This window comes from Bradyrhizobium liaoningense, assembly GCF_018130785.1.
Lineage (GTDB): Bacteria > Pseudomonadota > Alphaproteobacteria > Rhizobiales > Xanthobacteraceae > Bradyrhizobium > Bradyrhizobium liaoningense_A.
On sequence record NZ_JAFCJT010000011.1, the window covers coordinates 204,735 to 215,268 of the forward strand.

Here is a 10,534-nt window from a genome sequence, read left to right on the forward strand (position 1 = left end):
TCGCAGTCAGTTACTTGCCGAGAATTTCCGCAGCCGCGCGATCCAGGATCGCGGCGATGCGGCGCGCCTCGGCAGAGTCGCTGCCGTGCCTTGCACGCAGCGCGCGCTTGAGGTTGTGGCGGGCACGGTGCAATTCGTCGGAGGCGTCGGCATCGAGATCGCTGACGCCGGCAAAGGCCTCGCGCACCTCATCCATGCGGCGGCCGATTCGCGACAGCGCTTGCAGGATCGCATCCGCAGTCGAGCGGTTCTCGGCGAGATACGCCTCGCCCTGCGGCGTGATGCTGTAGAGCTTGCGGCCGCCATCCTGCTCGACGCGCGCGTGGCCGACCTCTTCGAGATAGGTCAGCGCCGGATAGATCACGCCAGGGCTAGGCGTGTAGAAGCCGTCGGACCGCTCCTCGATGATCTTGATCAGCTCGTAGCCGTGGGCCGGGTTTTCGGCAAGCAGCGCCAGGATCACCAGCTGGAGGTCCTGCGAGGACAACCTCCGCGCGCCGGGAAAGTCGCCGCCCGGGCCGCGCCCGAAAAAGCCATGCCCGCCGCGGCCGAAGCGCCGCCCGCCGCCATGCCGGCCCATGACGAAATGGGCGAAGTGCCCAAAGTGGAAGTCTTTGTGGTCTCGTCCGTGGTGCATATCGTATGCCATTCTGTAAAACATATCTTACGATATAGTTTGCGATATTCTATCTACAACCCACAAATCCGTGATCGGACGCCGGGAGACCGGGTCCGGGGTGGAACCCAGCCTGGCCACGCGCCGCTACTCGGCGGCTTCGCTGTGGGGGACGCCCTGCTCGACTTCGAGCTGAAGGATGTCGTTGAAGCGGTTGAAGGCACCGCATAGCGCAATGCGCCAGGTCAGCTCGACGATCTGCGCCTCCGAAAAGTGCGCGCGAAGGCGGGTAAAGATCTCGTCGCGGGTCTTGTTCCAATTGTTGGTGACGGCAATGGAATATTCGACGACGAGCTTGTCGAGCTCATCGAGCTCGGGATGATCCTTGTAATCGACGAGGCGAGCGGCGCCCTCCTCCGATACGCCCTGCACCGCCAGCTTCGGCGCGTGGTGCGAGACGCAATAGTCGCATTTGTTGAGGAGCGAGACCGTGACCAGCGCCAGCTCGAGATGGCGCTTCGACACAGTGCCTTCTTCGGCGAGGTCGACCAGCAGCGACCACATGTGCTTGAAGATCGGCGCGCGGTGGGCCATGACGCCAGCCTGGTTCTCGAACGCGCCATAGGTGGTCATCTTGTCCCACAGCGGCCTCAGCGCCTCCGGCAGATCGTCCCTGGTCTTGATCGAAACGCGCGACATGGCAATTCATCCCTGGTTGGAAGAGACATGCTGCCATAAAGGCTAGCCTTGCGCCCTGGTTCTGATCGCATGACACCCAAGACATTTGAAGCACGCTGCCTGCGCCTGCCCGCCGCTACCAAGGTGGTGCAGTGGGAAGGCACCTCCGTGTTCAAGGTCGGCGGCAAGATGTTCGCGCTGAGCGGTGGCTTTACAGCAAGCTACATGTTCAAGGCCTCGGACATGGCCTACGGGATGCTGATCGAGCACGGCGTCGCGCGGCCTGCCCCCTATCTTGCGCGCGCCAAATGGGTGCAGCTGGTCGGCAACAACGCACTTCCCGATGCGGAGATCACTGGCTATCTCGCGCAGGCCCATGCCCTGATCGTGGCAAAGCTCCCGCGCAAGATCCGCAAGGAACTTGGGCTCGGCCCGCCAGCATGACCGGCGTAAAGCGCGTGGCGGCTTGCCTTTATGCGCATTGATCAGAAATCGACGGCAACGTCACCAAAACCCTCCAGGCGCGCACGGACGCTGGCGCCCTCTTGTGCGAAGATCATGCCGGTGCACGAACCGGTCGTAACGATGTGACCCGGCAAGAGAGGCGCGCCGCGCTCCGCGCAATGGCGAATGAGCCAGCGCAGCATCCGCCAGATGTCGCCTGCCGGATTGCCGCCAGTCGTTCTCTTGTTGACGTCATCGCCGACGGAGATCTGCGCCTCGACGCTCCTCAGATCGATGGAAGCGATGCTGACTGTCGCGGCGGGTCCGATCAGCAACGCGCCGTGGCTCTGCAAATCCGCGAGCTGCGCCAGGGCCGCACTGTCGGTCCAATCCTCAAGACGTGTCTCGACCACTTCGATAACGGGATAAGCGGCATCGAACGCGCGTGCCAGTTCGTGATCGGGCAGTACGGCATCGTCGATCGTGAGCGTGCGCCCGACCCGGAGCGCGACTTCCGCTTCCACGCCGCGCAGCAACCCCGTCCCCAATCGTGCGCCCGAGGCAAGCAGACACGACGCAGGCAATGGCGCGCAGATGGGCTCAGCCTCCGGGTTCGCCGCCCCGACCTTCCAGCCGCCGATCGGGCCGATCCGGGCAAGCGTCGCATCCTGGATTGCGTAAGCGGCCGCACGATCTGACGGCAGAACATCACGCCACGCGACCGGCCGGCCGCTGCTTCGGGCCGCGACCAGCCGGTCTGCCATTTCACTCGCATTGCTCACGATGGTCTCCTTGATTTATTCCAGTCACGGCGCGGCAGGCGCTCCAACGGCAAAGTTCTGCTCGAATTACCGCCCCAATGCCAGCCTCTCAGCACTCCAAAGCGGCCGCCCGATTGACCCGCCGATATTATCTGACTAAGGTCAGCTAATGCTCGATCCCGTCTCCCGCGTCCGCCGCTTCAACCGTGCCGTCACCTCTGCCGTCGGCGCGCTCGACACCTCGTTCCTCGGCCGTGGCCGACCGCTTGGCGCTGCCCGGGTGCTCAACGCGATTGGGCACGGGCGCTCCGATGTGGCGGAGATCCGCGACTATCTCGGCCTCGATTCCGGGCTGATGAGCCGGCTGCTCCGCAGCCTCGAGGACGAAGGAATGGTCGAGACCCATGCGCATGACGACGACGCACGCCGCCGCGTGGCGAAGCTGACGCGTGCGGGGCGGCGCGAGTTCGCGGCCTATGAGGCGCTGTCGAACGCGCAGGCCGAGGGCTTCCTCGCGCACCATTCCCAACGCGAGGCGCTGCTGGCGGCGATGGACATGATTGCCTCGGCGCTGACGCGCGAGCGCGTCGCGCTCGCCGAGATGGACCCACAGTGCGAGGAGGCCCGCTATTGCCTCGGCGAGTACTATGCCGAGCTCGGCCGCCGCTTCAAGCAGGGCTTTGACGTTTCTCTTTCGAGAGATCCGGATGCCAAGGACATGCGCCGCCCGCGCGGCGCCTTCATCGTCGCGACGTCGGACACGCTGCCGATCGGCTGCGTCGGCCTGAAGGGCACCGATCACGGCTATGCCGAGATCAAGCGGCTCTGGGTCGCCCCCGCCGCGCGCGGATTGCGGCTCGGCCGGCGCCTGATGGACGCAGCCGAGGACACCGCGCGCGGGCTCGGCATCGCGCTGCTGCGGCTCGACACCAACAGCGCGCTGCCCGAGGCCGGTCAGCTCTACCGCACGACCGGCTGGCGCGAGATTCCCCGCTTCAACGACGATCCCTATCCGGATTTGTTCTTCGAGAAGCGGCTGTAGGTCGGACCGGATCGCGATCCTCGGGCGTTATCATCGAAGCCTTTTGAGAGCCGCGACATGACCAGAGACGAGCTTGCCGGCATCTACCGCAACTACATCGCCTGCCTGAACCGGCAGGATTGGCCGACGCTCGGCCAGTTCGTGCATGACGACGTCGCCCACAATGCGCGGCCGTTCCGCCTGTGGGGCTATCGCGCGATGCTGGAGCAGGATTTTCGGGAGATACCGGATCTGCAATTCAACATCGAAATGGTGATCGCCGATCCGCCCAGGATCGCGGCGCGGCTGAAGTTCGACTGCACACCGGTCGGGACATTTCTGGGACTCGCCATCAACGGCAAGCGCGTGTCGTTTTGCGAGAACGTGTTCTACGAATACCGGGACGGAAAGATCTGGCAGGTATGGTCGGTGATCGACAAGGCTGCGATCGAGGCGCAGCTGTGATGCTGCGCCTCGATCGGTGTCCTCATGCCGCCGCCGCCGCGGTCACCTCGCCTTGCGGCTTCGCGAACGGCCTGAAATTCATCGCCATCAGGAAGGCGCCGAGGCCCATCGCCCAGGAGGCGATGTAGAGCCAGGCGTAGCTGGAGAACGCGTCGTAGATCAGGCCGCCGGCGAGCGGGCCGGTCGCCATGCCGAGGCTGCCGGCCATCGCCGTGCCGCCGATCACCGTGCCCATCATGCGCAGCGGAAAGTTTTCGCGCACCAGCACGGCATAGAGCGGCATGGTGCCGGCATAGATGAAGCCGAAGACGGCGCCGACCGCGTAGAACGTCGCGAGCTGCTGCGCGAAGACATAGGCGAGCGCGCCGAACGCCTGCAACAGCAGGCCCGTCACCAGCACCCGCTTGGCGCCGAAACGATCGCCGAGCAGCCCGAAGGCGATGCGGCCGCCCATGCCGGCAAAGCCCTCGATGCTGTAGATCGTCACCGCCGCGATCAGCGGGATGCCGCAGCTCACGGCATAGCTGACGGTGTGGATGATCGGGCCGGAATGGGTGGCGCAGCAGAAGAAGTTGGTGGCGAGCAGGATCATGAATTGCGGCGAGCGCAGCGCCTCGCCGAGCGACATCTCCCCTTGCGGCGTGCCCTCGCCCGCAGGCGCGGCCACGGCACGCGCAAGCGCAGGCGGGCGACGCACCAGGAACGAGACCGGGATCATGATGGCGCCGACCACCAGTGCGACGATCTGCATCGAGGTGCGCCAGTCGTGGCCGGAGACGAGCCATGCCGCGAGCGGCGCCATCGTCATCGGCGCCATGCCCATGCCGGCCGACACCAGCGATACAGCCAGGCTGCGATGGGTGTCGAACCAGCCGGTGACGGTCGCCATCATCGGCGCGAAGATCGCCGCGCAGGAAGCGCCGACCAGAAGGCCGAACATGAACTGGAACGCCATTAGCGAGGTCGCGTGGCTTGCCGCGAACAGGCTGAGCGACAGCACCGTCGATCCCGTCAGCACCACCGGCAGCGGCCCGAACCTGTCCGTCGCGGTGCCCCAGGCCATGCTGGTGAAGGCCATCGCCAGAAAGCCGATCGTCATCGCGCTCGAAATGCCGGTCACCGACCAGCCGGTGTCCTTGGCGATCGGCTGGAGGAACACCGGCAGCGAAAACATGCCGCCGATCGCGACACAGCCGAGCAAGCCGCCGGCGGCGACGATCACCCAGCGATAGGAGGAAGCGTTCATTAGGGTCTCCCGTCAGGTCTGTCTGGGTGGAAGACGAATGGGAACGCCGGAGACCGACAGGCTCGCGTCATTTTTCGTAGCAGGCTTTTGCGGCCCGCCAAGAAAAATGTCGAAAACAACCCCATGCACAGTACCCCGCCCTCGCGGGATCAATGACTTACGGGGCGGCCAAATTGCATGATCTGGAACTCGCGATGCCAGGCCGCAATTTGACACGTCGGGCAAAACACTGGCATCCTGTCATCATCCCGTCAGGCTCATTGCATCACGTTCGAACGGCCGCCGATCATGGCGCCGGTCACCGGTCCGCTGCGCGCGATGCGCTGATTTGAATGGAACATTCACATGCCCAAGATCGACATCGCCGCTGTCCCGGTGCGCAAGGGGTCCGGCTATCCCTCGCCCTTCGCCGGCCCTTGCGCCGATCGCCTCCGCATGCAGCTCGGCAATGCCGGTGGCCTCTCCGATTTCGGCGTCAACCTGATGCAGCTGCCGCCGGGCAATTGGTCGAGCCAGCGGCACTGGCATTCGCACGAGGACGAGTTCGTCTACGTGCTCGCGGGCGAAGTGGTCCTGATCGAGGACAACGGCGAAACCGTGCTGCGCGCCGGCGACTGTGCAGCCTTCCCGAAAGGCAGCGCCAACGGCCATCACATGATCAACCGCTCGGATGCGATGGCCGTCTATCTCGAAGTCGGCTCGCGCTCGCCCGACGATCTCACGACGTGCTCCGACATCGACATGATGAGCCCGGCTTCCAGCGGCCGGTTCCTGCACAAGGACGGCACGCCTTCCCCCGGACGAATGAGCGGCAACGGTGACGCCTCACATCGCTACGCGACGCCGCCATTCGCTGACGGTCAGCCATACCGCCGAGACCAGGAAGTAGACCGCACCGACCGCAGCGTAGCCGGCGACATTCGCGATCGTCGGAGACATCGGCGTCGTGGCCTGAAAGATGAAGAAACCGCCGGCCAGAGCCGACTGGCCACCGCTAAGCACCATCGCCCACTGCGCGCCAAAACTTCTCCAGCGACGGATCGCGGTTCCCAGCTGGAGCAGTCCGGATAGAACCGCCCAGGCACCAAACACGCCGAGCACCCGGTTCATGCTCATCTGCAAGGCAACGAGGACCGCGACAGCGGTCGCCAGGCTGACCACAACGTTCAGCGCCTGCGTGCGGTTTTGATTGAGCCCGCCGCTGCGCAAGCCATCCACGAAGTTCGCAGCAGCGTCCCAGGCCGGATAGAGCACGAGCAAGGCTCCGGCGATCGCCGCAGACGACGGCCCGACCGCAAACGCAGCAACGACCCAGGCGACCGAAAACACCGCCCGGAGGAAGTAGTATTGCTTCAGCCATCGCTCACGATCGGCACGAACGAGATCCAGTTGATGATAGGCCATTTCACCCTCCTTTACCTACTAGTTGGTAGATTTTCACGCGCAGCAAGTTGCCCTCGCCGCAGCTGCCCGCGGGCGTGTTGTCGTCTCGCCGATGTCTTCAGTGCCTGGTGGAAAGCCGATCCAGCAGCGGGCCGGTGATCACGCCGAACATCTTTGGATCGCCATAGGCGCGCGAGGACAGCATCGCGCCGTGAACGGTCGCCATGAATCCTTCAGCCTCGACCTTCGCTGTGCCGGAGAGATGCAGCCGCCCTTTCCGCTTGCCGCGCTCCATCACCGACGTCAACCACGAAGCCAGCGAACGGAAGTGCGCGCGCACTTCAAGCGCGACCTCCTCGGGCAATATCGGAAGTTCACTGGCAAGCAGTGCGCACACGCAGAAAGGCGCCGTCGCATCATTGATGCACGCCTCCCAATACCCGACATAGTTTTTGAGTTGATCGCGCGGATCGGGAACATTCCGCTCAAGTGCAGCCAGTCCCGCCTCGGCTTCCGCGCGGTAGCGCGACACGAGGGTTCGGACCAGGTCGACCTTGCTGGCGAAATGGTGATGGATGCTCGGCTTGCGGATGCCGACCACCTCGGCAACGTCCGCATAGCTGAAGCCGTTGTAACCGCCCGCGATGATCAGGCTGCGCGCGCAGGCCAGGATGTCGTCGGCGGTCGAGGAAACGTTGGTCATGGCCGCTAGCTACCTTCCAGTTGGTAGGTAGTCAAGAACGGGATGCTTCAACGATCCGTGAGTGGTAGGAGCCTGCATGACCATACGTCCCCTCGTCCGCTACCCCGATCGCCGGCTCGCAATCCCGGCCCGTCCCGTCACCGCATTCGACGGCGCCTTGCGCGAGCTTGCAGCGGATCTGCTCGATACCATGCGCGCCGCGCCCGGCATCGGCATCACGGCGCCGCATATCGGCGTACCCCTGCGCGTCGTCGTGCTCGAGCTCGACGCCAAGGCGGGGCCGCAGACCTACGTCAACCCCGAGATCGAATGGGCCTCGCCCGAGATGATCATGCACCGCGAGGGCAGCGTCTCGATGCCCGGCGTCAACGACGAGGTCCAGCGCCACGCCCGCGTGCGGATCAGCTATCAGGATCTCGACGGCAACACGCAAAGCGAGGAATCGGAGGCGTTGCGCGCGGTCTGCCACCAGCACGAGATCGACCAGCTCGACGGGATATTCTGGATCCAGCGGCTGTCGCGGCTCAAGCGCGAGCGGCTGGTGAAGAAGTACGAGAAGATGTCGCGGACGTAGAGCGGTCCTGTGCGACGCTGGCGAGATATTTCGCCGGCGGCTTCCCGAGAGCCTTCTTGAACATGGTGATGAAGGCCGCGACCGATTCATAACCGAGTTCGGCCGACACCTGCTGCACGCTTGCGCCGGAGGTCAGCTCTCGTATGGCGACGATCAGGTGCAATTGCTGTCGCCACCGCCCGAAGCTGAGACCCGTCTCCTTGATGACGAGACGGGCGAGACTGCTCTCGCTCAGTGCAACGCGACGGGCCCATTCGGCCAGCGTCCTGCGGTCGGACGGATCTTCCGCCAGTGCGGCGGCGATCCGCTTCAATCGCGGCTCGGGCGAGAGCGGCAGATGCAGTTGCTGAACGGGCATGCGAGGCAACTCGCGCCGAAGCAGGGTCGCCAGCAGCTCTCCCCTCGCCTCGTCGTCCGCGACCTGATCGGACAATTCGACGATCACTTCGCGCAGCAGCGGCGAGATCGACAATGTGCAGCAGCGATCCGGCAGATCGATCATCTCCGACTCGATGTAGACGAAGAACAGCCGGGCGTTGGCGGTCGCGCGATTGCTGTGCCGCATGCCGCCCGGAACCCACACCGCGCAATGCGGCGGCACCATCCAGAGGCCGCTCGGAACGCGGCATGTGACGCCGCCTCCCAGCGCGAAGACGAGCTGCGCCTTGCGGTGCTGATGATCGGGCACCTCGGCCGTGGTGCCCTTGACGTCCACGCGCACCGCGATGACAGGCGCGGAGCGATCGTCGACATCGAGATTGGACCAGGGAAAGCGAAGGGATTGCCGCATGCTTGACCGTTTTTAGTCATTGCTAGGCTGAATATCTAAATTCAGGAAGCCCTGAAGTCCATAGGCTGCGCGCTGAACCTGCCCGGCCAGCTGGCCGGGCACTCACGCGATCAAGAGAGACAATCATGCATGGCTTCATGATCTCGACAGCAGCCGAACTCGGACGTGAGATCCGCACGCAGTCCGGTGTCGTGCGCGGCCAGCGGCGCGATGCGAGCGGCGTTCTGGCGTTCAAAGGCATCTCCTACGCCGCGCCACCGGTCGGGCCTCTGCGTTGGTGCGCACCGAAACCGCCGGCGCCATGGAACGGAGTGCGCGATGCAAGCGTCTTCGGCGCGGGTTGTCTGTCAGCGCTCGCGAACGACCATCGGCCGGGACCGCGCGACGAGGACTGCCTCTATCTCAATGTCTGGACCGCCGCGCAGCACACGAACGAGAAACGGCCCGTTATGGTGTGGATTCACGGCGGCGGCTTCCAGTTCGGCTCCTCGGCCAACCCCGCCACCGATGGCGTAGCGTTGGCCGCCAGAGGCGTCGTCGTGGTCAGCTTCAACTACCGTCTCGGCATCCTCGGCTTCTTCGCCCATCCCTATCTCGACACGGAAGCGCCGTCAGGCAATTACGGCTTGCAAGATCAGCTGATGGCGCTGCGCTGGGTCAGGGCCAACATCGCTGGCTTTGGCGGCGACCCCGACAACGTCACATTGTTCGGCGAGTCCGCGGGCGCCATGGCCGTCGGCATCCTGATGGCCTCGCCGCTGGCGCGCGGATTGTTTCACAAGGCGATCGGGCAGAGCGGCGCGTTCTGGGACGGCAGGCACGGACCGCTCCAGACGTTCGACGAAGCCCGGGCGCGAGGTCGCGCCTTCGCGCGACGGCAAGGCAACGCGTCGATCGCGGAATTGCGCACCATGCCGGCCGACCGCCTGAACGCCGCCGCGCCGTGGAGCTTCGAGGCCAGCCCGGTCGTTGCGGCATTCTCACCGAGTATCGATCATCAATTGGTGCTCGACGTACCCGCGCGGCGATTCCTGCGCGGCGAACAGATGCACGTCCCGTTGCTGGCGGGCTGGAATGCCGCGGAAGAATTCCCCTTTCCCGCACAATCACTCCCCGATCAGTCGGCGCCCGCCTTTCTCGCGGCGGCTGAGCGGATGTTCGGCAAGGAGCGCATGCCCGATTTCCTGAAGGTCTATCCCGCGATGACCGACGCGGAGGCCAAAGCCTCTGCGGCTGAGCTCAACGGCGACTACGTGATCGGCGAGCAGTGCTGGCAGTGGTTGCGCCTGCATCGACGCGCGGGACGCGTGCCGGCCTACGGCTATCTCTTCAACTATACGTCGCCCTACACACCGATCGCCTCGCATGTCACCGAAATCCCGTTCGTGTTCGGGACGCTGACGCCGCAGCAGATCGTCGGCAGCACGACGCCACCAGCCGAACAGGACCGTGCACTGGCGCGAACGATGATGAGCTATTGGGTGAACTTTGCCATGCACGGCAATCCGAACGGACCGGGCCTGCCGGCATGGCCTGCCTATGACGAGAGCGACGTCGTGCAGATCATCGGCAACACGATCGAGGCCCGCCCCAATCCGCAAGCCGCGCGCTTTCGCTTCCTCGACAGTTTCAGAGAGGACGGCAAGTTGCCGATGCGATGGCGCGAGATGGCGTAGGCGACCAACTTCGTAGGGCGGATCAGCCCGCGGCTGCGCGGAGCGCAGTCCGCTGGCGTAGTCCGCCATCGATCAGCACGGCGCGACGAGAGATGGTGGATTGCGCACTTGAAGCGCATCCTGAGGCTTGGCCGGCTTCGGCTTCGTGGCCCACGGGGCGCCCAGGACGAGTTTGTT

At 64.8% G+C, this 10,534-nt stretch carries 12 protein-coding genes and 1 pseudogene; 6 read left to right on the top strand and 7 right to left on the bottom strand.

The annotated features are described in order from the left end of the window. Window positions 1-10: 10 nt before the first annotated feature. Window positions 11-637: a PadR family transcriptional regulator gene (locus JQ627_RS22715; RefSeq protein WP_212486377.1), complete on the bottom strand. Its 627-nt coding sequence runs from the start codon at window positions 635-637 to the stop codon at window positions 11-13. A 126-nt stretch (window positions 638-763) separates the two neighbouring features. Next, the gene (locus JQ627_RS22720) at window positions 764-1,315 is read right to left on the bottom strand and encodes a carboxymuconolactone decarboxylase family protein (protein WP_212486358.1); all 552 of its coding nucleotides are present in this window, start codon (window positions 1,313-1,315) and stop codon (window positions 764-766) included. A 69-nt stretch (window positions 1,316-1,384) separates the two neighbouring features. Between JQ627_RS22720 and JQ627_RS22725 the strand changes: the two genes are divergently transcribed. Beyond that, window positions 1,385-1,738: an MmcQ/YjbR family DNA-binding protein gene (locus JQ627_RS22725; protein ID WP_212486359.1), complete on the top strand. Its 354-nt coding sequence runs from the start codon at window positions 1,385-1,387 to the stop codon at window positions 1,736-1,738. 41 nt (window positions 1,739-1,779) lie between these two features. Here JQ627_RS22725 and JQ627_RS22730 read toward each other — a convergent pair whose 3' ends face one another. Beyond that, a complete protein-coding gene (locus JQ627_RS22730; protein ID WP_312015800.1) occupies window positions 1,780-2,520 on the bottom strand; it encodes a fumarylacetoacetate hydrolase family protein in 741 nt (246 codons plus the stop codon). A 148-nt stretch (window positions 2,521-2,668) separates the two neighbouring features. Here JQ627_RS22730 and JQ627_RS22735 point away from each other — a divergent pair, with 148 nt between their 5' ends. Both JQ627_RS22735 and JQ627_RS22740 read left to right on the top strand, forming a co-directional pair. Further along, window positions 2,669-3,541: a helix-turn-helix domain-containing GNAT family N-acetyltransferase gene (locus tag JQ627_RS22735; RefSeq protein WP_212486360.1), complete on the top strand. Its 873-nt coding sequence runs from the start codon at window positions 2,669-2,671 to the stop codon at window positions 3,539-3,541. Between the two features lie 57 nt (window positions 3,542-3,598). Next, complete coding sequence (locus JQ627_RS22740) at window positions 3,599-3,985, top strand: ester cyclase (RefSeq protein ID WP_212486361.1); 387 nt, start codon at window positions 3,599-3,601, stop codon at window positions 3,983-3,985. A 22-nt stretch (window positions 3,986-4,007) separates the two neighbouring features. Here JQ627_RS22740 and JQ627_RS22745 read toward each other — a convergent pair whose 3' ends face one another. After that, window positions 4,008-5,231: an MFS transporter gene (locus JQ627_RS22745; protein WP_212486362.1), complete on the bottom strand. Its 1,224-nt coding sequence runs from the start codon at window positions 5,229-5,231 to the stop codon at window positions 4,008-4,010. 345 nt (window positions 5,232-5,576) lie between these two features. Between JQ627_RS22745 and JQ627_RS22750 the strand changes: the two are divergent. After that, window positions 5,577-6,029: pseudogene (locus JQ627_RS22750) on the top strand (cupin domain-containing protein); the annotation flags it as partial. A 27-nt stretch (window positions 6,030-6,056) separates the two neighbouring features. Here JQ627_RS22750 and JQ627_RS39130 read toward each other — a convergent pair. Together JQ627_RS39130 and JQ627_RS22755 are read right to left on the bottom strand one after the other, a co-directional pair. After that, the gene (locus tag JQ627_RS39130; RefSeq protein WP_249143267.1) at window positions 6,057-6,635 is read right to left on the bottom strand and encodes a DUF308 domain-containing protein; all 579 of its coding nucleotides are present in this window, start codon (window positions 6,633-6,635) and stop codon (window positions 6,057-6,059) included. Window positions 6,636-6,732: 97 nt separating this feature from the next. Next, the gene (locus JQ627_RS22755) at window positions 6,733-7,317 is read right to left on the bottom strand and encodes a TetR/AcrR family transcriptional regulator (protein ID WP_212486363.1); all 585 of its coding nucleotides are present in this window, start codon (window positions 7,315-7,317) and stop codon (window positions 6,733-6,735) included. Between the two features lie 76 nt (window positions 7,318-7,393). Here JQ627_RS22755 and JQ627_RS22760 point away from each other — a divergent pair, with 76 nt between their 5' ends. Then, window positions 7,394-7,891, top strand: a complete 498-nt coding sequence (locus JQ627_RS22760; protein WP_212486364.1) for a peptide deformylase — start codon at window positions 7,394-7,396, stop codon at window positions 7,889-7,891. On the opposite strand, the gene JQ627_RS22765 is transcribed toward JQ627_RS22760, so the two are convergent. Beyond that, window positions 7,842-8,681 (bottom strand): helix-turn-helix domain-containing protein, encoded by an 840-nt coding sequence (locus JQ627_RS22765; RefSeq protein WP_212486365.1) that lies wholly within the window; start codon window positions 8,679-8,681, stop codon window positions 7,842-7,844. The genes JQ627_RS22760 and JQ627_RS22765 overlap by 50 nt on opposite strands. A gap of 125 nt (window positions 8,682-8,806) precedes the next feature. On the opposite strand from JQ627_RS22765, the gene JQ627_RS22770 reads away from it, so the two are divergent. Further along, window positions 8,807-10,357, top strand: coding sequence for a carboxylesterase/lipase family protein (locus JQ627_RS22770; protein ID WP_212486366.1), 1,551 nt, complete (start codon window positions 8,807-8,809; stop codon window positions 10,355-10,357). Window positions 10,358-10,534 lie beyond the last annotated feature (177 nt).